This window comes from Myxococcus sp. AS-1-15 (genome assembly GCF_020037055.1).
Classification (GTDB): Bacteria; Myxococcota; Myxococcia; order Myxococcales; family Myxococcaceae; genus Myxococcus; species Myxococcus fulvus.
The window spans coordinates 222710-246478 of the sequence record NZ_JAIQDF010000003.1 but is presented as its reverse complement, the minus strand read 5'-3'; the positions used below and the strand labels follow the sequence as shown (position 1 = coordinate 246478).

17 protein-coding genes are annotated in these 23769 nt (G+C 70.5%); 10 read left to right on the top strand and 7 right to left on the bottom strand.

Annotated elements, in window-relative coordinates; translation table 11 throughout:
- The first annotated feature begins 7 nt into the window (after window positions 1-7).
- From K8625_RS10450 to K8625_RS10440, 3 genes are read left to right on the top strand one after another with little or no spacing between them, the layout of a single operon-like run.
- Window positions 8-856 carry a DUF58 domain-containing protein gene (locus K8625_RS10450; RefSeq protein ID WP_223782625.1) on the top strand — a complete coding sequence of 283 codons (849 nt, stop codon included), beginning with the start codon at window positions 8-10 and terminating at the stop codon, window positions 854-856.
- Entirely contained in the window at window positions 853-2583 is a 1731-nt protein-coding gene (locus tag K8625_RS44150) for a BatA and WFA domain-containing protein (protein WP_223782624.1), read from the top strand. Before K8625_RS10450 ends, K8625_RS44150 begins: the two co-directional genes overlap by 4 nt.
- Window positions 2580-5345 (top strand): VWA domain-containing protein, encoded by a 2766-nt coding sequence (locus tag K8625_RS10440; RefSeq protein ID WP_223782623.1) that lies wholly within the window; start codon window positions 2580-2582, stop codon window positions 5343-5345. Before K8625_RS44150 ends, K8625_RS10440 begins: the two co-directional genes overlap by 4 nt.
- A gap of 30 nt (window positions 5346-5375) precedes the next feature.
- On the opposite strand, the gene K8625_RS10435 is transcribed toward K8625_RS10440, so the two are convergent.
- The gene (locus K8625_RS10435) at window positions 5376-6554 is read right to left on the bottom strand and encodes a calcium-binding protein (RefSeq protein WP_223782622.1); all 1179 of its coding nucleotides are present in this window, start codon (window positions 6552-6554) and stop codon (window positions 5376-5378) included.
- 369 nt (window positions 6555-6923) lie between these two features.
- Between K8625_RS10435 and K8625_RS10430 the strand changes: the two genes are divergently transcribed.
- Window positions 6924-8606, top strand: a complete 1683-nt coding sequence (locus K8625_RS10430) for a hypothetical protein (protein ID WP_223782621.1) — start codon at window positions 6924-6926, stop codon at window positions 8604-8606.
- 42 nt (window positions 8607-8648) lie between these two features.
- On the opposite strand, the gene K8625_RS10425 is transcribed toward K8625_RS10430, so the two are convergent.
- Window positions 8649-9956, bottom strand: coding sequence for a hypothetical protein (locus K8625_RS10425; protein ID WP_223782620.1), 1308 nt, complete (start codon window positions 9954-9956; stop codon window positions 8649-8651).
- Window positions 9957-10200: 244 nt separating this feature from the next.
- Here K8625_RS10425 and K8625_RS10420 point away from each other — a divergent pair, with 244 nt between their 5' ends.
- Window positions 10201-11256 carry a hypothetical protein gene (locus tag K8625_RS10420; RefSeq protein WP_223747045.1) on the top strand — a complete coding sequence of 352 codons (1056 nt, stop codon included), beginning with the start codon at window positions 10201-10203 and terminating at the stop codon, window positions 11254-11256.
- Window positions 11257-11281: 25 nt separating this feature from the next.
- On the opposite strand, the gene K8625_RS10415 is transcribed toward K8625_RS10420, so the two are convergent.
- Together K8625_RS10415 and K8625_RS10410 are read right to left on the bottom strand one after the other, a co-directional pair.
- Window positions 11282-15994, bottom strand: a complete 4713-nt coding sequence (locus tag K8625_RS10415; protein ID WP_223782619.1) for a translocation/assembly module TamB domain-containing protein — start codon at window positions 15992-15994, stop codon at window positions 11282-11284.
- Window positions 15991-18120, bottom strand: coding sequence for a BamA/TamA family outer membrane protein (locus K8625_RS10410; RefSeq protein WP_223747047.1), 2130 nt, complete (start codon window positions 18118-18120; stop codon window positions 15991-15993). The genes K8625_RS10415 and K8625_RS10410 overlap by 4 nt, the downstream gene beginning before the upstream one ends.
- 166 nt (window positions 18121-18286) lie before the next feature.
- Here K8625_RS10410 and K8625_RS10405 point away from each other — a divergent pair, with 166 nt between their 5' ends.
- Window positions 18287-18595 (top strand): hypothetical protein, encoded by a 309-nt coding sequence (locus K8625_RS10405; protein WP_141325756.1) that lies wholly within the window; start codon window positions 18287-18289, stop codon window positions 18593-18595.
- A gap of 65 nt (window positions 18596-18660) precedes the next feature.
- Here the strand turns inward: K8625_RS10405 and K8625_RS10400 are convergent, their stop codons facing one another.
- Window positions 18661-20211: a 4-alpha-glucanotransferase gene (locus tag K8625_RS10400; protein WP_223782618.1), complete on the bottom strand. Its 1551-nt coding sequence runs from the start codon at window positions 20209-20211 to the stop codon at window positions 18661-18663.
- A 134-nt stretch (window positions 20212-20345) separates the two neighbouring features.
- Here K8625_RS10400 and K8625_RS10395 point away from each other — a divergent pair, with 134 nt between their 5' ends.
- From K8625_RS10395 to K8625_RS10380, 4 genes are all read left to right on the top strand, one after another.
- The gene (locus tag K8625_RS10395) at window positions 20346-20933 is read left to right on the top strand and encodes a DNA-3-methyladenine glycosylase (protein WP_141325767.1); all 588 of its coding nucleotides are present in this window, start codon (window positions 20346-20348) and stop codon (window positions 20931-20933) included.
- A 35-nt stretch (window positions 20934-20968) separates the two neighbouring features.
- A complete protein-coding gene (locus K8625_RS10390; protein ID WP_141325754.1) occupies window positions 20969-21583 on the top strand; it encodes an RNA polymerase sigma factor in 615 nt (204 codons plus the stop codon).
- 69 nt (window positions 21584-21652) lie between these two features.
- Window positions 21653-21892, top strand: a complete 240-nt coding sequence (locus K8625_RS10385) for an anti-sigma factor (RefSeq protein ID WP_141325753.1) — start codon at window positions 21653-21655, stop codon at window positions 21890-21892.
- On the top strand, window positions 21889-22959 hold the full coding sequence (locus K8625_RS10380) for a radical SAM protein (RefSeq protein WP_223782616.1): 1071 nt from the start codon (window positions 21889-21891) through the stop codon (window positions 22957-22959). The genes K8625_RS10385 and K8625_RS10380 overlap by 4 nt, the downstream gene beginning before the upstream one ends.
- A 14-nt stretch (window positions 22960-22973) precedes the next feature.
- On the opposite strand, the gene K8625_RS10375 is transcribed toward K8625_RS10380, so the two are convergent.
- Window positions 22974-23291 carry a hypothetical protein gene (locus tag K8625_RS10375; RefSeq protein ID WP_223782615.1) on the bottom strand — a complete coding sequence of 106 codons (318 nt, stop codon included), beginning with the start codon at window positions 23289-23291 and terminating at the stop codon, window positions 22974-22976.
- A gap of 26 nt (window positions 23292-23317) precedes the next feature.
- Complete coding sequence (locus K8625_RS10370) at window positions 23318-23752, bottom strand: hypothetical protein (protein ID WP_223782614.1); 435 nt, start codon at window positions 23750-23752, stop codon at window positions 23318-23320.
- Window positions 23753-23769: the final 17 nt, after the last annotated feature.

The following is a 23769-nucleotide window of genomic DNA, read 5'->3' as shown; positions in this document are numbered from 1 at the left end:
CGCTCCCATGGACGAAGCGGCGGTGGGGCGGCTGGCCCCGGGGCTCGCGCTGGCGCTGCCGCGAGGGCCGCACCGGGGCCGGGTGGGCGAGGTGCGCGCGTCGTCGATGGGCAGCTCGTTGGAGCTGCATGACTTCCGGGCGTATCAGCCGGGAGATGACCTGCGGCAGCTCGACTGGAACGCGGTGGCGCGGACCGATGAGCTCATCCTCCGGGTGCGGCAGGACGAGGTGTCGCCCCGGGTGGAGGTGGTGGTGGATGGCTCTCGCTCCATGGCGCTGTCGCCGCGCAAGGCCGCGTGCGCGAAGGAGCTGGCGCTGCTGGTGTGCGAGGTGGCGGCGCGGCAGGGGTTGAGCCCGACGCTGCTGACCACGGCGGTCCGCGCGGAGCGGATGCAGGGGGCGGGGTGTCGGGCGGTGCTGCGGGCGCTCGAGTTCGACGCGCGGGATGACCTGGCGACGGCGCTGGGGCGACTGCCTCCGCCCCGGCCCTGTGGGCTGCGCGTGGTGGTGAGTGACTTCCTGTTCGAGGCGGACCTGCCCGCGCTGGTGTCCCGGCTGACGCGTGGGGCGGCGGGGTGCTTCCTGGTGCAGGTGTTGGATGAGGAGGACCTTTCGCCTTCGGGAGGTGAGGGCGCCAGGTTGGTGGACTCGGAGAGCGGCGCGGCGTTGGAGGAGCTGCTGACGGAGGACGTGCTGGCGGCATATGCGCGGCGCTTCGAGGAGCATCAGAGATTGCTGCGGGGCGCGGCGCTGCGTGCGCGTGGGCTGTTGGTGACGGCGCCTGCCACGGAGTCGCTGGCCGCGCTGGTGGCGGGGCCGCTGCATCCGCTCTTCGTGGCGGGAGGTGGCGCGTGAGCTTCGGCTTCCCGTGGGGCTTGCTGGCCCTGGGCGCGCTGGTGCCGTTGGTGGCGGCGTACTTCCTGCGGCGGCGGCAGAAGCCGGTGGTGGTGAGCGCGCTGTTCCTGTGGCGTACGCCGAGCCCTCGCGCCGAGGCGGGGCCTCGCTGGGAGCGCTTCACGCGGGAGGTGTCGCTGCTGCTGGAGGTGCTCGCGGTCATCGCCGCGGCGCTGTATCTGGCGGACGTGCGACTGGGTGAGTCGGCTCGGAGCCGACACCTGGTGCTCGTGGTGGATGGGAGCCTGTCCATGTCCGCGCGGGGGCCGGACAACGTGACGGTGCTGGAGTTGGTGCGCCGCGAGGCCGCGCGTCGGGTGGAGACCGCGAAGGCCACGCGGGTGACAGTGCTGGCGACGGGCATGACGCCCCGAGTGCTCGCGGGGCCGGAGGCGGAGCCTTCGCGGGCGTTGGCCGCGCTGGAGTCCTTCAATGCGCTGGGCGCGGACCATGACCCCATCCCCACGTTGTTGTGGGCACAGGAACTCGCGGGGCCGGGCAAGCACGTGGACTTCTTCACCGATGCGCCGCCGGCCGAGGGGCTCGTGGTGCCCGCGCCGGTGCGGTGGACAGCGCTGGGCACGGCGCGCGACAACGTGGCGCTCGTCTCCGCGCAGCGGAAGGACGAAGGCGGTACGTCGACGGTGACGCTGCGGGTGGCGCGCTTCGGTGTGGGGCCGGACTCGGTGTCGGTGCGGATGACCGCGCAGCCTGGGGCGGGCGCGAAGCAGGGGACGTCGCGCGCGGAGACGGTGTCGTTCAAGGATGGGGAGACGGCCACGGTGCGCGTCACGTTCCAGGACGCGGGCGAGGTGAGCGTCTTCATCGCTCCGGACGCACTGCCGGAGGACAACCGGGCGAAGCTGCCCGTGTCGTCGGCGCGGCCGCTCGCGGTGCGCCTGGCGCAGGGGCTGGGGCCGCTGGAGCGGGGCGCGCTGGAGCGCTTCGTCTCGGCCATCCCGGACCTGTCGCGCGAGGCCGCGGCGGAGGACGTGTTGCTCATCGGTCCGCAAGGCACGGATGCACGGGTGACCGTGGGGGCGACGGGTAAGCCCCGGACCTTCGTGGGTCCGTTCTTCTCCGAGAAGGGGCACCCCTTGCTCGACGACGTGCAGCTCGCGGGTGTGCGTTGGTCCGCGGGGGAGAACCCGCCCGGGCGTCCGCTCATCACCGCGGGGGAAGCGGTGCTGGTGTCGGAGGGAGAGGACGGACGTGTGCACCTCAACGTGGACCTGGCCCGCTCCAATGTTCAGCGTGTGTCCGCGTGGCCGGTGTTACTGGGCAACGTGGTGCGCGAGGCGCGTCGCTCGCGGGAGGGCTTCGCGCGAAGGCAGCTCTCGCTGGGCGAGCCGCTCCAGGTGGTGACGCTGCCCGGCGAGCGCTACACGCTGGTGGGGCCGGAGGGGGAGAAGCCCGTGTTCGGCGCGGGCGCGGTGAGCCTGCCTCCGCCTTCCTCGCCTGGACGCTACGAACTGGAGCGCGACGGTGAAGTCGTCGACGCCGCGGTGGTGCTGACGATGGATGCGCGCGAGTCGGACCTGCGCGGGCGCGGCAGCGTGGACATCCCCCCGCGTGAGTCCGGTGAGGACGAGGATGCAGCGGGGGCCTCCGAGCGGATGCGCTGGCCGCTGGTGCTGCTCCTGCTCGCGCTGATGGGCGACTTCTATGTCACGAGGCGGGTGTCATGACCTTCGCGCTCCCGCAGGCGTGGATGCTGCTCATCCCGCTCGGCCTCTTCCTGTGGAAGTACGGCCGCAGGCCCGGTCCGCCGATGTGGCTGCGCGCCACGCTGCTCGTGCTGGTGGTCGGCGCGCTGTCCGGCCCGAGCTGCCGCCGCGAGGACGCGGGCAGTGACGTGGTCGTCGTGGTGGACCGCTCCGCGTCCATGCCTCGCGACGTGGACCGCACGGCCCAGGAGCTCGTCTCGCACCTGGAATCCCAGCGGCGTCCGGGCGACCGCGTGGGCGTCATCACCTTCGGCCGCGAGGCCCGGGTGGAACAGCCCCTGTCTTCGGTCGGCGCTTTCGGTGGCTTCAGCCGACCGTTGGACGCCGAGGCGTCGGACCTGTCCGCCGCGCTCGACGCCGCCAATGTCCTCATCCCGCAAGAGCGCACCGGCCGCGTGCTCGTCCTCTCCGATGGTCGCGCCACCGGCACGGATGCACGAGGCGCGGCGCGCAGGCTCGCGGCCCGAGGCATCGCCGTGGACTGGCGACAGCTCGCCCGGCCCGAGCCCGCGCTGGACGTCGCCGTCGTCTCGCTCGACGTGCCCACCGTCGTGGCCGCGCGCGAGCCCTTCCAGTTCTCCGCCCAGGTGTACGCCTCGGCGGCCGTCACCGGCACCGTGCGCCTGGAGCGCAACGGCCGCGTGCTCGTGAAAGGTCCCTTCGACTTCCTGCCCGGCCCCAACGTGCTGCCGCTCAGGGACCTCATCGAGGAGCCCGGCCTCGCGCGCTACCAGCTCACCGTGGAGGTCCCCGGCGACGGCGTGGTGGAGAACGACAAGGGCCTCGCGGTGCTGCGCGTCGAGGGCCCGGGCCGCGTGCTGCTGCTCACCCACCAACCCAAGGGCACGCTCGCGCAGGCGCTCCAGGCCACGGGCCTGCTCGTCGATGTCCGCGCCCCCTTCCGCCTGTCCCTCGATGACCTGGACGGCGTGGGCAGCGTGGTGCTCGAGAACGTGGACGCGAACCTGCTCGGCGAACCGGGCCTCAACGCGCTCGCGTCCTACGTGGAGCAGGCCGGCGGCGGGCTCGTGATGACCGGCGGACGCGAGAGCTTCGGCGAGGGCGGCTACCGTCGCTCGCCCATCGAGCCCCTGCTCCCCGTGTCGCTGGAGATGCGCGAGGAGGTCCGCCGCGCCTCCATCGCCATCAGCATCCTGATGGACTGCTCGTGCTCCATGGGCGTCACCGTGCCCGACGGACGCACCAAGATGGAGGTCGCCGCCGAGGGCGTCGTCGCCGCGCTCTCGCTGCTCAACCCCCAGGACGAGGCCTCCGTGCACATGATCGACACGGAGACCCACGAAATCTTCCCGCTGCGCTCGGTCCAGGCGGGCCTGCCCTTCGACAAGGTCGCCCAGGGCTTCAGCGGAGGCGGCGGCATCTACGTGGGCGAGGCGCTGCGTTCCGGCCGCAAGCAAATCCTCCAGAGCGACAAGGCCACGCGCCACGTGCTGCTTTTCTCTGACGCGGCCGACTCCGAGGAGCCCGACGACTTCCGGCGCACGCTCGAGGAGCTCCAATCCAAGTCGGTGACGGTGTCGGTCATCGGCCTGGGCACACCGAAGGACTCCGACGCCAAGCTCCTCATGGAAGTCGCCCAGCGCGGCGGCGGGCGCATCTACTTCGCCGAGGATGCGATGAGCCTTCCGCGCATCTTCAGCCAGGAGACGCTCGCGGTCGCCCGGGCCACGTTCATCGACGAGCCCGTGTCGATGGAGGCCGCGCCCGACCTGCCGCTCCTGGGCCGGCTCCCCTCCGAGGGCCTGCCCCAGGTGGGCGGCTACAACCTCACGTACCTGCGCCCTCAAGCCAACGTGGCGCTGCGCACGCTCGACACCCACGCGGCCCCGGTCCTCGCGATGTGGCCCCGAGGCGCGGGCCGCACCGTGGCCTTCACCGCCGAGGTCGACGGCCCGTTCACCGGAGAGCTGCGCCAGTGGGCCTCGCTGCGCGCGACGCTGGAGGCGATGGTGCGCTGGACGCTGGCGGGCGCGTCTCCGCTGGGCGAGGCGGTGGTGCGCTCCGAGCGCCGCGGACACCTCCTGCGGGTGACGCTGGACCTGCCTCCCGAGGCGCCGCTGCCCGGCACGCTGCCCTCGATGATGTTGCTCGCGGGCGATGGCAAGTCGGAGCCGGTGGAGGTCCCCATGCGCTGGGAGGACGACGACCGGCTGGTGGCGGAGCTCCCGCTGGAGGGGAGCGGCACGTGGCACCCGGTGGTCCGCGTGGGCACGCGCGCCTTGAGGGCACCGCCCGTCGCGCTGCCATACGCCCCGGAGTTCGAGCCAGGAAGTCCGAAGGAGGGACTGGAGCTATTGCGCGCCCTCGCCGCCGTGGGCGGAGGCGTGGAGCGGCTGTCCATGACGGGCCTCTTCGCCGAGGCCCCCGAGTCCGAGGGCCAGCTCGCGCTGGCGCCCTGGCTCATCTCGCTGGCGATGCTGGTGTTGCTCTCCGAGGTGGCCGTGAGGCGCTTCCTCTCCGCGCCCCGGCAGCGCGTGGCCACCGCGACGTCACAGGGCACCGCCACGCCGAGAGGGGCCGCTCCCGGCGTGACGATGCCCGCACCCGACAGCACACGGGGCGCCTTGGAGTCGCCCACGTCCACTTCGAGCACCCCGGAGCCGAAGACAGACACCTCCGGGGCGAAACCATCAGGGGAGGGCGGCGTGGACTCGGCGCTGGAGGCCGCGCGCGCCCGCTCCCGTCGTCGACTGGACCGGTGAGCGGCGAGACGCACCGCCCACCGCTGGACCTCAGGGGTCCGGGACCAGGTACGGCGCGGCGCTCACCGGGTTGCCGAACTCGTTCTGCAGGGTGATGCGGATGGAGCTGCTCAGCGGCCACCGCCACGCGTCCGCGAACACGTCGGACAGGTTGACGTTCGCCGCGCGGCTGGCGGCGAGCACGAAGTTGTCCGCCGAGGAGTACGGGCTCGTCACGCTGCTCAGCGCGCCCACCTTGCGCCAGAGCTGGAAGACGAAGGCCCAGTTGTGCTGGCGCTTGAGGCGCATCACGAAGGACGCGAACAGGTCCGTGGTCCCCAGCCCGTTGAGGCCCTGGTTGGCCAGGAGCGTGTTCGTCCAGTCGTGCTTGTAGCAGAGCGAGCTGTTCGAGGGCGTGGGCGTGCTGGTGGCCCCCGCCGTGCCGCACGCCACCGTGGCGGACGCGTACGTGTCCACCAGCTTCTTCACGTTGGTGTGGAGGGTGGAGTGGCTCGAGGAGACGGCGAGCCCCGTGTACTCCATGGACAGGAACCGCATCAGCACCGCGTAGCCCGTCGTCATCGCGTGGGCGTAGTTGCTGTTCGTGGACGAGAGCTGGCCGCTGTAGAACCAGAAGTTGCGGCCCAGCTCGTAGAAGCCCACCTGGTTGTGCAGGCTCAGCGCGGCGTCGGTGCAGATGTTCGCGTTGTACAGGTCGTACTTGAACTCGATGCCCGTCTGGGCAATCTCACCGCAGGCCGGGTCCGACGCGCTCGGGCAGCCCGTCACGTAGCCGGACGGCAGCACCGCCATGCTGTCCAGGCCCTGGTAGTTGCGGAACAGCGAGGGCGTGCGGCCCGTGACGTCGCTGTAGAAGAGGTAGCCCCGGTCGAACCCATCCACCAGCAGGCTGATGCGATTCACGTCACAGGTGGTGGTGTCCGGCGTGCGCAGGGCGACGTACTGCCCCTTCCACACGAAGAGCGAGTGGACCTGCCCCTTCTGCGACGTGTAGTTCGCGCGCAGCTGGCAGTACCAGGAATAGGCGTCGTTGAAGTTGCGGTACGCGGCCTGGAAGCCATTCGTGTGCTGCGTCTGGCACGCCTGGTTGAGGTCCATTCCCAGGTACTGGCCATTCTTGTAGCAAGACCAGCCATAGGCATTGTTCGCGGTCAGCGTGGCGAACGCTCCCGAGCCATAGCGCTGGACGCAGTGTGCGTTGAGGTCCATCGGTGGATATTGGAGGGCGGCCTGCGCGCTCCCCGGCGCGACGGCTCCCCAGACCAACGCCACGGCTCCAACGGCCCCAAGACATGAACGAGCAATCGCGGAGCGCCTGGCGCCCCACGGCTGGTGCTGAGACATGTGGTGATTCCCCCTCTGCGAAATGACGCGGGCCGCCCCGACCTGGAGGTGTCGTCACGGGATGAGGGGGCGGCCCGCTCCCCTTGAAGCTCACAGGGTAAAGACGAGATACACGGAAAGAGCGGGATGCACAACTGGGTCAAAATAGTTCCCTACTATCAAAAGTTGATGCTCGGTTCATGCGGTCAGGACCACCCCAGGAGGTGGGAGGGATTCGGGGTAAGAGGGCGGCCGATGACGGACGCACGGTGGACGCGCGTGGGACTTGGGCTGGGACTCCTGGGGTTGGGGGTGCTGGCCGCGCGGCTGGCCTTGCACAAGGCCTTCAGCATCGACGAGTTCCAGTATGCCCATGCGGCGTGGCTCGTCTCGAAGGGGCAGGTGCCCTACCGGGACTTCTTCGAGGTGCACTTCCCGCTCGTGTACCAGGCGCTGGCGCCGCTGTTCTGGCTGCTGGGGGACTCGCCCAGGGGCGTGCTCGCGTTGCGCGCGGCCATGCTGGTGCCGCTGTTGGGGAGCTGTGTCGCGGTGGCGGTGCTGAACCGGCGCGAGGGCCCGGTCGTGCGCTGGCTGGGGCCGCTGCTGCTGCTCTCGTGCGTGCCCTTCACGCGCTTCGCCACGGAGATTCGTCCGGATGCGCTATCCACGGCGCTGTTCCTGGGCGTGCTCGCGGCGCTGTCGGTGCGGCCGGGGACGCGGTGGCCAGGCTTCGTGGCGGGGCTGGCGTACGTGGCCGCGCTGTGGGCCTCGCAGAAGGTGCTGTTCTTCGGCGGGGTGGTGGGCGCGGCGCTCGCGGTGGACCTGATGGTTCGGCGCGGACGTGCACCCGCGCTGGTGACGCAGCCGGGGATGTTCCTGGCGGGCGCGGGCGTGGGGCTCGCGGCGGTGGCGGCGTACCTCACGGCGACGGCGTCGTGGAGCGCGTGGTGGCAATGGTGCTTCGTGTGGGCCGCCGAGCACCAGCGTCACTATCCCGGCTTCTCGCCGTGGGACTACCTGGGGCCGGTCTTGCGTGAGCAGCCGTGGCTCTTCGGCCTGGCGGGGCTGGGCGTGGCGGCGACGGTGAGGCGGTGGTGGAGCACCGGCCCCGAGCGCTGGGCGGACGCGGACCTGCCGTTGCTGCTCGCGGTGGTGGCGACGTTCGGCTCGTACGCGCTCCAGCGCGCGCCCTTCCCGTACAGCCTGCTGCCCTGGCTGGGCGTGCTCGCGCCGTTCATGGCGCGTGGGGTGGGCTTCCTCGTCGAGCACGTGCGCGCGAGGGTGGCGCTGGGTGTGGCATTGGGAGCGCTGGTCTGCCTGCAGGTGTGGCGACTGGAGTCCCTGCTCGACGGGGACGGCAATGCCAGACAGCGGGAGGTGCTGGGGCGCATCGCCACGCTCACGGGGCCCGAGGACGTGGCCTACGACAACTCCGGTGGCTACGTGAGCCGGCCACACGCGCACTTCTACTTCTACACGGACGCGTACCTGCGCGGCGCCATCCCGGACCAGCTGGCGCGCGAGGTGCCCGAGGCGCTGATGGAGAAGGGCTGCGTGCTGCGCGTGGATGACCTGCGGACGTCCGGGTTGCCGCCCGGGCTGCGCGGGTTCCTCGACACGCACTACCAGCCGTACGACGGGGACCTGTTCCTCTGGGGCCAGCGGTACGACGTGAAGAACGGGGACAGGCTGGAGGACCGCTTCCTCGCCGTGCGTCAGGGTCGCTACTTCGTCGAGCCCGCGTCCGTGCTCGAGACGGGCGCGCTGTTCATCGACGGCCAGCGGGTGACGCAGGCGGAGCTTGTGCTCGAGCGCGGCGAGCACCCGGTGCGCTACGAAGGGCCCGCGGAGCGCTTCCACCTGCTCTGGCTTCCTCGCGACGGCCGGCGATGGACGCCGCGGCCGGACGCGAGGCCCACCTACTCACGCCTGTTCTGAGCGGGACCGCGAGTCACCGCGGTCCCGCCTCCGTCCGGACGGCTACTTCACGCAAGGCACCTGTCCACCGGCCTGCTTGTACGCGCGGACGCGGCTGGCCAGGTTTCCGTTGTCGGTCTCCGGCGACGTCTGTCGGCCCTCACCCGCGCCGAAGGAGAAGCCCACGGAGTGCGCGGCGGCCAGCTCCGCGGTGTGCGAGAAGAAGTAGTCCACGCGGTTGTCCTTCCAGCGCGTGTTGCTGTTCGGCAGGCTCATGTTGCCCACCGGCAGCTGCCACCAGAAGTTCGGCTTGCCCAGCCGCTCGGAGATGGCGGCGGCCCAGGTGAAGGCCTGACGGAAGTGGGGCAGCTTGCGGTTGTCCACGTCCCACCACGTCTCCTCGCCGATGCTGTCGTAGAAGCCCGCGTCGCGGTCCGACGCCTCCACGACGATGAAGTCCGTGTCCGCCGCGCCCAGCTTCGACAGGAAGTCGGCCACCTTGCGCGCCTCGCCCGCGATGTCGAAGGACGCGTTGGTGTTGAGGTACACGTCGACGCGCGTCGACCAGGGGCTCGCGTGCAGGCTCACCTTCGCGTTCGGCGCGTACTTGCGCGCCATCGCAATCATGCAGCGGCTCAGGCCCGACGCGGTGTTCGCCATGCCTCCGCAGTCCGTGTTGTTCGCGCTCGCCACCTGCGCGGGCACCGAGTCCGGATTGCCGTTGGAGAAGAACTGGAGATAGCCCCACAGGTCCGGCTCCAGGTGGAGCAGGGCGCGCGCGCTGCCCACCTGCTGCAGCGTGAAGCGATAGTCCGCGAAGTAGCGCCGCATCACCGCCGCGTCGTTGAGCGCCGTGAGCTGCTGCTCGCCCTCACCCGAGGGCCCCACGCTGCCCAGCAGCTGCTGGTAGTACGTGATGAACGGGAGCTGCTGCCGCCCCGCCGCCCGCGACACGAAGCCGCGGATGTAGTCCCCCGGCGGCTGCGACAGGTCCTGCCAGCAGCCCCACCACGCGCACGCGCCATTCGCGCAGGATGTTCCCCCCGCGTTGCAGCCCGACGTGCACGACGTGCACACGTTGTTCGAGTCCACCAGCCCGCTGGCGATGTACAGGTAGTGCACGTCGAACGGCGCGCTGGCCGCGGTGTCGTCCTCCATCTGCGCGCCCACCAGCAGCCGGTCCTCGCCCAGCGACTCCAGGAACGTCTCTCCCAGGCAGTCACCGCTGGCGGTGCCTCCGCCGTCCGGAGTGTTCGTCCCGCCATCCGCCGCGGGTGTCTTGCCGTCGTCGTCCGAGCTGGAGCAACCGCCCAGCACCGCGAGGGACACGCTGACCACCACCAGACGCTTCAGCCACATCGAGCAGGGCATGTGCATACGCCTAGGACGCTAGCCCGACGCGCCGCGTGAGCCTCAAGTCCCCTGGACTCCAGGACAGCACCCGCGCTCCGGGCGCCCATCCAGCTCGGCGCCAATAATCTGTCATTCCTTCAATTCAAGAAATTCTTGAGACATGAGGCAGGGGCCGGGTAGACGAGAAGGCTCCCCCCTGCCGGGCCCGCTGGGAGGCGAGCGCTTCACTCGCGGGCACGGCGCATCTCCCCTCGAGGCCGTGATGAAGACGCGACTGTGGTGGCTCATGGTGCCCGCGCTGTTGGCGGTTGGCTGTGGCCCTGTCGAAGAGGAGCAGGACGAGTTCGTCGACGAGCTGACCGGACAGGTGTTGCAGCGAGCCACGGTGAAGTACGACATGCACCGGCTGCTGGAGGACGACAACCTCCTGGGCCACCAGTGGATTACGACCGAGCAGGTGCAGGCCTTCCTGACGCAGCAGGGCTCGTACCTGGCCACCTATCGGGACCCGGCCTTCAGCAACAAGACGGCGGCGGCGCTCATCGTCGAGCGCTCCAAGGCGTTCGGCATCAGCCCGCTGTACATGCTCGCGCGCATCCAGGTGGAGTCCAGCCTGGTGCAGAGCGGCACCTCCAACAACCTGAGCAAGGCGACCGGCTGTGGTTGTCCCGACAGCAGCGGGTGTGACGCGCAATACGTGGGCTTCGGCAAGCAGATTGATTGCTCGGCGAAGAAGCTGCGCGGCTACTTCACGGACCTGGACGCGGGGCGGGCCACCGTGTCCGGCTGGAAGGTGGGCACGACGAAGGCGACGTTGGACCCGTGCTCGGTGAAGCCGACCAACAAGGCCACCGCGGCGCTCTACACGTACACGCCCTGGGTGGGCGCGTACGCGACGCAGTGTGGCCGCACGACGGTGGGCGGCTCGTCGTTGGTGTCGGTCATCTACCACCGGTACGCAGATGGCGGCTTCAACTGGGGGGCCCCGACGTCCACGGGCTGCGTGTCGGAGACGGCGGGCACGACGGTGCCGGAGCTCGGCTGCGTGCAGAGCTCGTCCGATGCGATGTGGCGCCAGTGCGTCTCCGGCGTCTTCACCGCGGGCAGCACCACGCGCCCCACCAACTGCACCCAGGCGTGGCCGTGGTGCTCGTCCGCCACGCTGGGCCGCTCGGTTCCCGCGCGCACCTGCGTGCAGTCCTCGTCGAACCAGCAGTGGAGCCAGTGCGGCGTGGGCGGCGCGTGGGTGAGCTCGCCCATGGCGCCCGACAGCGGCGCGGGCCCGGTGGGCGCGTGCTTCGAGATGTACTGGCTGTAGCCCCCTCGCGCTTGGAGGGCGGCCCTCAGTACTCGTTGGTCCAGATGAGGTCGAGGCCGCCCGAGCGGGCGTCGCCGTACTGTCCTTCCAGGCTCCAGCGCGGTCCGAACTGGTACTCGAAGCGGACCGCGTTGGAGTTCTCTCCCTGCTGGATGTTGGCGCCCACGCGTCCGGTGTAGCCGACGTAGATTTTGTCGGTGACGTAGGTGCCCACCTCCAGCTTGGTGCCGGCGATGCCCGCGCCGCCGGCTTCAATCGACAGCACGTCCAGCGGCAGCTTCGCGGCCAGCGCCTTGCGCGCCTCGTTGGCGACGAGCGAGCCCACCACGGAGGCCGCCTGCGCGCTGGCCGTCATGGACGCGCCGGAGCCTCGCTCCAGCGTGCGCCGGCCGGTGGCGAGCAGCGTGTAGATTTCGGACTCGGGCAGGGGCGGCTCGCTCGTGGGCTTCAGGGTGATGTCGCGGCCCTGGCCCCGGATGGTGACGTACACCGTGATGTTGGAGCTCTCGGCGCGGTGCTCCGCGGTGACGTTGATGTACGGGACGGTGGGCGGGCCGGTGAAGCTCACCAGGCTGTCGCGCTGCACGTCGAAGCGGCGGCCCAGCACGTCCACGCGGCCGCGCAGCACGCGCACCTGTCCGAAGAGGCGCGCCACGTCGGTGTACTCGACGCGGAAGTCCTCCGACAGACCCAGCTCCACGTTGAGGTCGCTGCCCTTCACCCAGATGTTTCGCGGCGCGTTCACGTTCACCCAGTACGCGCGCTGGGGCTTCGGCTCGTCGCCCGTCTCCAGGTCCTCCTCCGCGTCGGCGGGCGTCGGAGGCTCCGTGGACGGACCCGCGGCGACCTCGGGCTCGGGGTCTCCGGGCGAGGGCTGCTGGGGCTGCTTGCGCTTGCGCCGCTCGATGGGCTGACCGTTGCGCACGAGCACCACGTCGCCGGGGCGCTCCAGGTCCTGGAGGTCCTTGCGCTTGGCCTCGGGCAGCTCGACGGTGGCCTCCGGCACGGAGACGTTGCGCAGGTTGACCAGCCGCTCGGAGAGGGTGCCCTCCACCTTCGCGCGCAGGCTCAGCACCGCCATCAGCTGGTCGTCGAAGACGATGGGGAAGTCGCGGGCGCGCAGCGGGTAGGGGTTGTCCTGGGGGCTGGTCAGCTCGTACTCGCCCCGGGGGTTGCGCGTGGCCGTCAGCGGCGCGTCCAGCCAGACGGTGCCGCCGCCGGCCTTCATGGACAGCGTGTTGATGGCCAGGCGCTCCTGGCTGGCCTCCAGCGCCAGCTGGATGTCGCGGTACTCGCCCAGCCCCATCAGCGCGAGCTTGCCGTCCTTCCACTTCATCGACCCCTGGAAGGTGGGCACCGCGAGCGTGCCCGCGAGCTTCGCGTCCGCTTGAATCAAGCCGCCGATGCTGCGCAGCATCTCCGCCGCGCCGGACAGGAACGACGGGTCGAAGTCCTTCGCCTGCAGCGTCACCTCCATGGGCGCGCGCGAGGTGTCCAGGCCGCGGCGAATCGCGGGCAGCGACACGTCCAGCTCCAGGCCGCCGTCCACCATCATGGTGCCGCCCGACGGCGCGGTGAGCAGCACGTCGAACTTGGAGCGCGCGTCCTGGTAGCCGTACTGCAACCGCGCCTGCCCCAGCGCCAGCGCGCCCATGCCCAGCTTCTGCACGCCGGCGGTCAGCTCCATGCGCGGCGCGTCCAGCGTGCCTCGCGCGGCCAGCTCCACCGCCAGCTCGCCCTGCAGGCCCTTCTGGGACGACGGCGCGCCCGTCCGCTGCGCGCGCTCACCCGTGGCGCGCGCCTTGGCCACGCCGGGTAGCTGCTGCAGCGACACCGGGCCCAGCCGGCCCTTGAGCTGGAAGGGGATGTGTCCGTAGACCTCCTGGTCCTGCAGCGCGCCCAGCGGCGCGTCCAGCGTGAGGTCCAGCTGCGCCAGGGGCCCGTCCTCGCGCTGCGCGGCCAGCGTCACGCGCACGTCCTGGTCGTCACCCACCACGCCCAGCTGGCTGTTCATCGGCGGCAGCCCGTACGCGGTGAGCCCCACGCCCAGCACGCTCAGGCGCGCCTGGGGCACCAGCGCGGAGCCGGTGAGGTTGAGCTGCACCGACACGTTGCCGCCGGGCTTCTGCAGTCCGCCCACGCCCTCGAACTGGGCCAGGGGCAGCTCCGCCACGCGGGCCTCCAGGTCCACCGACGCGGAGAGGAGGTCCTCGGCTTGCGGCGGCCGCGCCATCATCCCGCCCACCGTGAAGGGCGTGCGCAGCACCACGTAGGTCTGCTGGGTGCCCAGGCCGCGCACGTCCAGGCGCGCGTCCAGCGTGCCGTCCTCCTTGTCGGAGGCCGCGCGCAGCTCGAAGTCCAGCGGGGCCTTCAGGGCGAAGCCCGGGGGCGGCGCGCTGTAGTTCACCTGCTGGCCGAGCAACACGAAGTCCAGGCGCGGGTCCTTCGCGGTGCCGTCCACCACGAGCTGGGCGGACACGGTGCCGCTCACCGGCTCCGGACGCTCGAGCAGCTTCATCACCCCGGCCAGGTCCACGCCCTCGAGGTTCGCCTTGAGCGACAGCGTGTCCTTGCGCCGCTTCAGCACGCCCTGCACCGGCACGTCGAAGTTCGCGGTGAGCTTCGCCACCGGCAGGCCCGCGGAGAGTGTGCCCTGCGCGCGGTCCTTCACGTACGTCGCGTCCAGCGCGAGCTGCAGGTCCTCGTAGCCCTGCGCGCGTCCGTCGCTCCAGCTCAGCTTCACCTGCGCGTCCGGACGCGGCATCCGGCCCTGCGCGGTGACGAAGCCCGACACCGTGCCGCCCAGCCCCAGCGACTCCGGCACCGCGACGCGCGGCAGCAGCGACAGGTCCACCGCTTCCAGGTCCACGCGCGCCGTCAGCCGCTCGTTGACCAGCAGGGCGCGCACGCCCAGCGCCTGTCCGCCCGAGCCGAGCCGCAGCGCGGGCTCCACCTCCACCTTGCCCCCGCCGAAGCCCACGTGCGTGGGGCCTTGCAGCTTCCACGTTGCCTCCGGCCACGACAAGGTCAGCGCCTCCAGCGCCAGCCCCATGCCGTCGTCGTCCACCAGCCCCGCGAGCGTCAGCCCCAGCGCCGTGTCGCCCATGACGCGCACGCTGGCCTCCAGGCGGCGCTCCTCGGTGGCGATGCCCACGGACACGTCGCGGAACATCCGCTCGCCCACCTTCAGCACGCCCACCACCAGCGTCGCGTCGGTCGTCAGCGGGCGGGTGGCGTCCGGCACCTCCGCGTTCAGCGTGAGGTTGCGAATCGCGTAGTCGCCGTAGGTCAGCGACGTGAAGTTGCCCTGCGCCACCACGCCGGGCGCGCGCACGGGGCCCTCCACCTTGAACTCCAGCGTGCCGCTGCCGGAGATGGGCGGCACCGCGCCGGGCAGCAGCTTCGTCAGCGAGTCGGACAGCAGGGCCAGGTTGCCCGCCGTCAGCCCGCCGTCGATGCGCACCGCCTGCGCCGTGCCCTGGCCCTTGGCCTGGAGCGAGGCGCCCGGCACCAGCACCAGGAGCCGCGACAGCGTGTACTGGCCGTCCTTCGCCTTCGCGTGCAGCTCCACGGGCCCCAGCGGCTGGCCCTTGAAGCGCGACGGCGACACGGTGAGGTCCACCTCGCCGTCGAGCGTCTCCAGGCTGGTGCCGCCGCCCTTCGCGCTCAGGTCCGCGGACAGGCTCGTCTTCGGCCCCTCGGCCACGAGCGCGGACAGGTCCACGCCTCGCACCTTCACGGTGACGCCGCGGGTGCGCAGGCGCTCCAGGTCCACGTCGCCCTTCAGCTCGAGCGTCGCGTCCGCCGCCTTGCCGGACAGCTGGGCCTGGGCCAGGTCACCCTCGATGCCCGCCGTGCCCTCCACGTGCACGGGCACCAGCAGGGGCCACGAGGGCACGAAGCCGCGCGGCAGCTCCGGCGGCACGGTGAGCTTGCGCACCACCAGGTCCGCCTTCAGGGCGCCAGGAGGCTGGCCGGGCGGCGTCTCGGCGGGGAGCTTCGCGTTGGCGCTCGCGTCGAGCAGGAGCCCCGCGAGCTCCAGCTTCACGTCCGCGTCGAGCGCGCCCTCCTCGCCGCCGCCCTTGAGGCTCAGCTTCACGGGGCCCTTCGTCGGCTGCGTCAGGGCCGCGGTGGCCTCCAGCGTGGCGCCGAAGCCCTGCGTCGCCGCGGCGAAGTGTCCGGAGGCCGTGGCGTCCAGGTCCTCCAGCCGCGCGTGCCGCTCGCCGCCGTCCTCCAGCTCCTGCCGGAAGTCGACGTAGCCGTCCTGGAGCACCAGCGCGTCCAGGTCCACGCGCAGCTTGCCGCGCGGACCGGGCGGCTCCTCGGGCTTGGGCACGCGGGGCGCAATCGCGCGCGACAGGTTCAACCCGCGCTCGTCCTGCGCGAGGTAGAGGCGGGGCGCCTCGATGCGGGCCTCCGTCAATCGGACCTGTTGCTGGAGGAGTCCGCCCAGCCGCACGCGGGCCTCGACGCGGGCAATCTCCGCGACCAGCTCTCCCTCCGGGTCATACAGCTTCACCCCGGTGAGCACCGCGCCCGGCGGCGCCAGGTCCAGGCCCCCGACTTCGAGCCTGCCGGAGAACTGCTCGTTGGCGAGCTGCAGCCCCTTGCCCACCAGGAACCGCTCGCCCGGCGCGGACGTCGCCCAGACGAGCACGCCCACCACGGCGAGCACGATGAAGGCCAGGCCGCCCAGCAGCCCCCACAGCAGTCGTCGCCCCCAGCGTCGCCGGCTCAAAACGCCTCTCCAATCGACAGGTGCAGCGCGCACTGTCCGTCAGGGGCCCCCGCGAAGGTCGCCTGCCGGGAGGTGGGTCCATCCGGCTTCCACTTGCTGCCAATGCCGAAGCATCCACCGGAGGACGGATAGATGTACCCCGGCGTGGCCACGGGCAATCCCTGGCCCAGGTTCAGCCGCCGCGCGATGTCCAGGCGGATGGGGCCCACCACCGTCAGGTAGCGCAGCCCCAGGCCCACCGCGTGGTAGTGCTCGGGACCGAACAGCCGCGGCGCGCGCGGCGAGTCGAAGCCCTCCACCCCCACCAGGCCCGAGTCCCAGAACGTCGCCAGCATGATGCTCTCGGTGATCTGGTAGCGCAGCTCCAGCGAGGTCTCTATCAGGCTGTTGCCGCCCACCGGCACCGTCTCCCACTCCTCGTTCTGCACCGGGGTGTCCGGCTCGCCGTCCCCGTTGGTGTCCTCCTGCTTCTCCAGCGCGGCCAGGGGCGACAGGCGCTGGCCGTTGAAGCCGCGCATGGACGTGGCGCCGCCGGAGAAGAAGCGCGTGACGATGGAGCTCTGCGAGTTTCCCGCCGGGTTGAGCGTCCCCATCCGCAGCTTGCCCGCCAGCACCACGCGCTTCTCCTCGCCGAAGGAGCGGTAGAAGCGCAGGTCCGGCAGCAGCCGCACGTAGTTGAAGTCACCCTGCAGGAAGCCGCCGCCCTTCTGCACGGACATGCTCACGTAGTAGCCGTCGCGCGGCTCCACCGGGTCGTCGCGCCGGTCCCACGCGAACGCGACCTCCAGGAAGGAGAGCGACACGTCACAGCGCGTCTGCCCCTCGCCGCAGCCCAGGATCACGGGCGGCACGCGCGAGTCCGCGCTCACCCGACCCGACAGCCGGTACACCTGGAGGTTGTAGGACGGGAAGACGGAGAAGTTGCGGTGCGGCTGCCAGATGACGCCCGTCTGCAACCGGCCGCCGTAGAAGTCGTAGGCCTGCTCCAGGCCCTTCTCCAGCGTGAGCGAGGTCTGCTGGCGCAGGTCCCGGAAGAGGAAGCGCGGCTGCTCGTACTCGCCCGTCACCTCGAACACGGGGCCCTGCTTCGACGTGCTCAGGATGTTGGGGATGAAGGCGTAACCGGCGCGCCCCCGCACCGTCACCCGGCGCAGGCCGCCCAGGAAGTTGCGGTGCGTCCACTCACCCAGCGCGCGGACCTCCTGGCGCGCGGCGTCCACGCCGATACCACCACCCAGCCGCACCGAGCGGAACGGCGCCTCGCGCACGTCCACCACGACGGGCACCGTGGCGGACTCGCGGTCCGGCGCGCCCCGGTTCACCTTCACCGCGCCGAACACGCCCATGCGGAACACGCGCGCCTGCGCCTCCGCGAGCGCCGTCTCGCTGTACCAGTCCCCCTTGCGCAGCGCGCCCTGCACCTGCTCGATGATGCGGCGCGGAGGCACCTCGGGGTTGGCGTCCGTGGCCACGAAGGTGTTGCCGAAGCGGTAGCGAAGCCCCGGCTTCACGTCGAGCCGCACCCGGGCCAGCTTCGTGTCCACGTCCACCTGGACCTCGCCCGACACCTCGGCCTCCGCGTAGCCCTGCTCGCGCAGCTGCTCCTGCATCGCGCCCTTGGACTCCTCCCACGGCCCCTCGCGGAAGATGTCGCCCTTCTTGAAGGGCAGCTTCGACTCGAGCCGCTCGCGGTGCTTGCCGCGCTCCTCCTCCGGCAGCGCCTGCAGCCCCTCGATGGTGATGTCGCCGATGCGCGTGGGCTCGCCCTCGTTCACCTCCACGAAGAGCTCCACCGCGTCGCCCTTGGGCTTCACCTCGCTGTCCACCACCTCCGCCTGGTAGTAGCCCTGGGCCTGGTAGTAGCGCTCGATGCGGCGCAGGTCCGCCTGCCACGCGTTGGGGTCGAAGTAGTTGGGCCCGCCGAACGGCCAGAACGCCCACCACGGCGTCTGCGACGTGAGGATGCGGTCCTTGATGTCGCCCTCGCTCACCTGCTTCGTGCCCTCGATGTCGAGCTTGGCGACCTTGGGTCCCGGGGGCGGCGTGGACGTGGTGGCACAACCCGCCATGCTCAGGAGCAGGGCGACGGTGGCGATGCGGAGGAGTCGGAGCAGGTCAACGGCCACGGACTGTTCATACCCGGAAGGCAAGAGGGGCAGCGCGTCTTGTGGAGGACGACCTCCTCCCTTTGTCGCATTCCAACGTCTCTTCATCCCGGCCTCTGTCGGCAAGTCCTTGCTCGAAACACCTCGACACGTGCAAGCCGCGCCAAGGTGCGCCAGATTGGGGGCCATGCTCCTGTCCCGCCGAATCAGAGTCCTGGTGTTCTGCGTGGTGTCGGCGCTCGCCTCCGCCTGCGGCGTGGATGACGACGAGGTCGTCAAACTCCGAGAAGGTGAGAGCCTCGCGGACGCCGAGTACTGCGGCTCCTTCGGCTGCGAGCAGATCTACGAGTTCTGCGCCGAGGTATTCCTGGAATTCGGCCGCTCTCCGCCCATCTGCGTCACCGAGGACGTCTGCGACAGGCTCGAGTGCGCGAACTCCAACCGCCGCTGCGCCATCTTCGATGGCTTCCCCGGTCAGGTGAAGTGCATCGACTGAGGTGAGGGCCACGCCACCGCGCCCGGGTGCGAATCACCCCGGGCACGGCGGTGGGAAGGCGTCCTTCAGCGGCGCGCGGAGGCGGTGAGCCAGGCCAGCTTCTCGGCGGCCTCGCGCGTCGTGGCGTCGTTGAGCAGCGAGCCCACGTCCTGGGCGATGCGGTAGGCCCAGTTCGAGTCGCTCATGGAGCCCGGCAGGTTGATGCGGTCCCGGGTGCCGAGCACGTCCTGCCAGGGCAGCACGCACAAATCACTGCCCGAGTTGAGCGCCGCGGCCAGCAGGGCCCGGTGCACCTCCGGGGTGAACTCGCGCGACACCGGCACGCCGTGGAACTCCGGCCACGCGCGGGCGGCGGCCTGGCGCTCGTCGTCGCGGGCGCCCTCCCACCACTCCACCATGGTGTCGGTGTCGTGGGTGCCCGTCGTCACCAGGGAGATTGCGGGGAACTGGTGGGGGTTGCGGTACGTGTTGTCGTCGCGCTCCCAGCGCATCACGCGGTAGCCGGGCAGCTTGAGCTCCGCGAGGATGTGGCGCACGAAGGGCGGAATCACGCCCAGGTCCTCGGCGACGATGCCCGCGCCCTCGGAGAGCAGCTCGAAGTGCTTGCGGCCCAGCCGCTTGTGGCTCTCCTCGTCCGGCGGGATGAAGCGCCCGGTGGGCGTCTGCTCGTCGCGAATCCACTGACGGAAGTAGCCCACCGCGTGGTCCACGCGGCGCAGGTCATAGTAGCTGGCGGCCTTCTTCGCGCGCGCCTTGAGCCAGGCGTAGTCGTCCTCCTGCATGGCGACGAAGTCGAAGTAGGGCAGGCCCCAGTCCTGGCCGGTGGCGGAGAAGTCATCCGGCGGCACGCCCAGCCGCGCGTCGCGGCGCAGGATGGTGGGGTTGGCCCAGCAGTCCGCGCTGTCCTGGCCGATGATGAACGGCTCGTCGCCGCACAGGAGCACGTCCTGGGCGCGGGCCTTGGCGCGCGCGGCGTTCCACTGCTCCTCGGCCACCCACTGCAGCCACGCGTGGTAGCGCACCCGGCGCTCCAATTCCTTCCCCTTGGCGGCGAGCGCCTCCGGCTGACGGGTGCGCAGGCCCTCCGGCCACTCCCACCACGCGCGGCGGTCCTCCTGCTCGCTGATGGCGGTGAACAGGGCGTAGGTCTCCAGCCAGCCAGCCTGGGCGTCGCGCCACCGGGCGAAGGCGCGGGCGCGCTCGGACTGGGTGGCCCAGTGCTGCGCCTCGAAGGTGTCGAACGCGCGCGCCAGGGCGGCGTCCTTCAGGGGGAAGACCAGGTCGTAGCGGATGCGCGGGGCGCTCCGGGCCTCGGCGAGCTGCCGGCGCTGCTCGTCGGAGAGCGCGGCCTCGCCGCCCGAGGCGGTGAACTCCGGCAGCGCGTGCAGGTCGATGAAGAGCGGGTTGAGGCCGAACGCCGAGCGGGTGGCGTAGGGGCTGGAGTCACCCGGCGCGGTGGGCAGCAGCGGCAACAGCATCAGCAGGCGCTGACGCCCGAGCTTCATCCAGGAGAACAGGCCGTCGAGCGCGCCGAAGTCACCGATGCCGAAATCCGTCGGGGAGCGCAGGGAGAAGAGCGGAAGCAGGAGACCGGAGAGCCGGCCGGGGGTGGACATGGTGCGGCGCAATCTGCACCAGCCCCGCGCTGGAGTGAACTGGTCCGGCGACAGGAAGTGCAGGGCCGTTTTCCGCTGGTGGACGGTTGTCCATTCCAAGGCGCAAGTCGGCCCTGAGCGGTACACTGCTGGACGTGAGCGTGTTGCCTTCGTCCTTCTACGCGCGCCCGGCCCTCGTCGTGGCGCGGGAGCTGCTCGGTACGCTGCTCGTCGTGCAGGCGTCCGACGGCGCCCGGCGGGTGGGGCGAATCGTCGAGACCGAGGCCTATATCGGCGAGCACGACCTGGCCTGCCACGCCGCCAAGGGGCTCACCCCTCGCACCGAGGTCATGTTCGGCCCGCCGGGAAAGGCCTACATGTATCTCATCTATGGGATGCACCACTGCTTCAACGTGGTGACGGACGCGCCCGGGGTGGGGGCGGCGGTGCTGGTGCGCGCGGTGGAGCCGGTGGAGGGGCTGGACGCAGGCGCGCGCACGGACGGGCCCGGCAAGCTGTGCAAGGCGATGGGGCTGACGCTCGCGCACAACCGGGTGGACCTGGCCTCACCGGGGCTGCACCTGCTCCCGGGTGTGCCGGTGGAGGAGGGGCGGGTGGAGAAGGGCCCCCGCATCGGCGTGGAGTACGCGGGGGCGTGGGCGGACGAGCCCTTCCGGCTGTGGGTCCGGGACAGTCAACATGTCAGCAAGCGGCCTGGGACGAGGCGTCGCAACCGCGCTTGACGAAGGCGCTTCCGGCTGGTTGGGTGCGCCCCGCCATGTCCGACGAGGTCGCCACGGAAGATGATCGCCAGCTCCTCGCCCGCGCGCAGGACGGGGACATGTCCGCCTTCGAGGCCCTGGTGGGAGCCCACCAGGACAAGGTGTACGGTCTGGCGCTGCGGATGACGCGCTCGGAGGCGGACGCCGCCGAAATCACCCAGGACACCTTCCTGTCGGCCTACCAACATCTCAAGGATTTCCGCGGGGATGCGGCCTTCGGCTCGTGGGTGCACCGCATCGCGGCCAACCATGCGCTCATGCGCCTGCGCCACCGGCGGGTGGCCCAGGCGGCCGAGGCGGAGCTTCAGGGGCCGGAGTTCACCCCCCGGGGTACGCTGGCGGACTACCCCCAGACGGACTGGAGTCGGGACGCCGAGGAGAAGGCCCTGGACGCGGAGCTGGGCCAGGCCATCCGGCAGGCGGCGGACCGCCTGCCCGAGGGGTATCGTGAGGTCTTCCTCTTGAAAGACGTGGACGGCCTCAGTTACGAACAGATTGCGGAAGTGACGGGGGATTCCATCCCCGCCATCAAGAGCCGCCTGCACCGGGCTCGTCTCGCGCTCCGGGAAGCCATCGACGCCTTCTACAACCGCGACAATCCCGGGCCGTGAAACGCGAACGGGGGGCTCCGCATCTTCCGAAGCGAGGACGAGGGCGCGCCGCAGCCAGCCGAGGTTCGGATGTACACCTGTAAAGACTCCATCAACCTCCTGCTGGAATACCTCGAGGGCGAGATGTCGCCCGAGGATTCGCGCCATCTCCAGGAGCACCTGTCCGGGTGCAGCCCCTGTGAGGAGTTCCTCCGCACGTACCGGGCGACGCCCAGTCTGTGCAAGCGCGCGCTGGCGGCGAGGATGCCGAAGGAGGTCAGCACCAAGCTGACGGACTTCCTTCGCTCCAAAATCAAGTCCGCCTCGTGAACCTGAAGCAACTCTCGCTCCCGGAGCTGGAGGCGGCGCTCGCGCCGCTGTCCCCGTCGCCCACCGCCGTGCGCAAGGTGTTCGCGGCCGTCTTCGCCCACGGCCGCAAGTCCGTGACGGAGGTGGCGCGCTCGCCGCAGGTGCCCCGCCGGGTGACGGACTACCTGGAAGCCCACGCCGAGATGCCGAGCCTCCAAATCGTGGAGCGCCGCAAGGCGGACGACGGCTTCGTGAAGTACCTCTTCGACTCCCCGCTGGGCGGGCGGATTGAAGCGGTCCGCATCCCCATCTTCGACGAGAAGTACGTCATCTGCGTGTCCAGCCAGGTCGGCTGCGCGCTGGCGTGCGACTTCTGCATGACGGGGAAGTTGGGCTTCAAACGGAACCTGTATACCTGGGAGATATTGGACCAGGTGCTGCAGGTGAGGGCGGAGGCGGACCGGCCGGTGCGGGGTGTGGTGTTCATGGGGATGGGCGAGCCGCTGCTGAACTACAAGGAGACGCTGCGGGCGGCGGGCATCCTGTCGAACCCGGCGGGGTTCTCGATTGCGGGCACGGCGATTACGTTCTCCACGGCGGGGCATGTGCCGGCGATTCGGCGCTACACGCGGGAGGGGCATCCGTACCGGCTGGCGTTCTCGGTGACGAGCGCGATGTCGGAGAAGCGGGCGAAGGTGCTCCCGATTGAGAAGACGCATCCGTTGCCGGAGCTGATTGAGGCCATCCGCGAGTACAGCCAGGTACGGCGTGAGCGGGCGATGATTGCCTATGTCGCCATCTCCGGCTTCAACCTGGAGCGCGAGGACGCGGAGGCGCTGAAGGTGGCGTTCGAGGGGATTCCCATCAAGGTGGACCTCATCGACGTGACGGACCCGACGGGGAAGTACCTGCCGCCGTCGGCGGAGGAGCTGAGCGCGTTCCGGGACTACTTGCAGATCCTGAAGGCGCCGGTGGCGCGGCGGTACTCAGGGGGCAAGGAGATTGGGGCGGCGTGCGGGACGCTGGCGGCGACGCAGTACGGCGGCACGGTGATGCCGGTGCCTGGGGTTGTGACCACGACTCCGTGACGGTGGGCGCGGGCTCACTGCGTTGGCGGCGTCAGGTCTTCGCGGAGGATTCGTTCTCGCCAGAGCCGTGAGCGCTCGGCGAACAGCTTCTCGTTCTCCTCCAGGCTCAGGCCTTTGGGCATCGAGGCATCGAGCCGCAGCGCATCGTCGTAGATGTGCAGGAAGCGCGCTCGATGTTCCCAGCCGTCGAAACAGGGGGCGTGGAAGGACGCGTCCTGATACCCCCAGAGTGAATGCCCCTTGGGGATGAAAGCGGGGAACATCACCGGGGCGTCGTCGATGACCTGTTTGCAGAGGATGCATCGACTGAGGCCGGGGAAGAATTGCGCCATGGAGAAGTCCGTTGGAGAGCGCTCGACTACTGAGTGGGGTCTTGGGTTGAGGCGTCGCTCTTGAGGAACAGCTTCGCTCCACTGTGGGCAAGCCGTTCTCGGAGCAGCTCCATCTCGACACGTGTTCCCTCCGCCAATTGACGTGGCAGGGACTTACACAGTTCGCCCGTGTCCTGGATGCTCATGCCCATGACGTCGCGGACTGCGTGGAGAAGCTGGCCTCTTCGTGGGCCTGGTTCTTCGAGACGCAGCGTCCATTTCCCGTGCGTTTCGTAGAAGAGATGGCGGAGGTCTTCCGGGATGCGGGAGTCGTCGCTCTCGAAGGTGTCTCCGCATTCGAGGCAGTGGAACGAGCTGGCGAAGCCCAGCCCCTTGCTCCTTGCCGTCGCCGTGTGGGTGCACTGTTGGAGTGTTCCGCACTGACGACACGACATGCTCGTGGTGATTGTCTCGCGAACCATCTCGTCGTCCTGAGCCC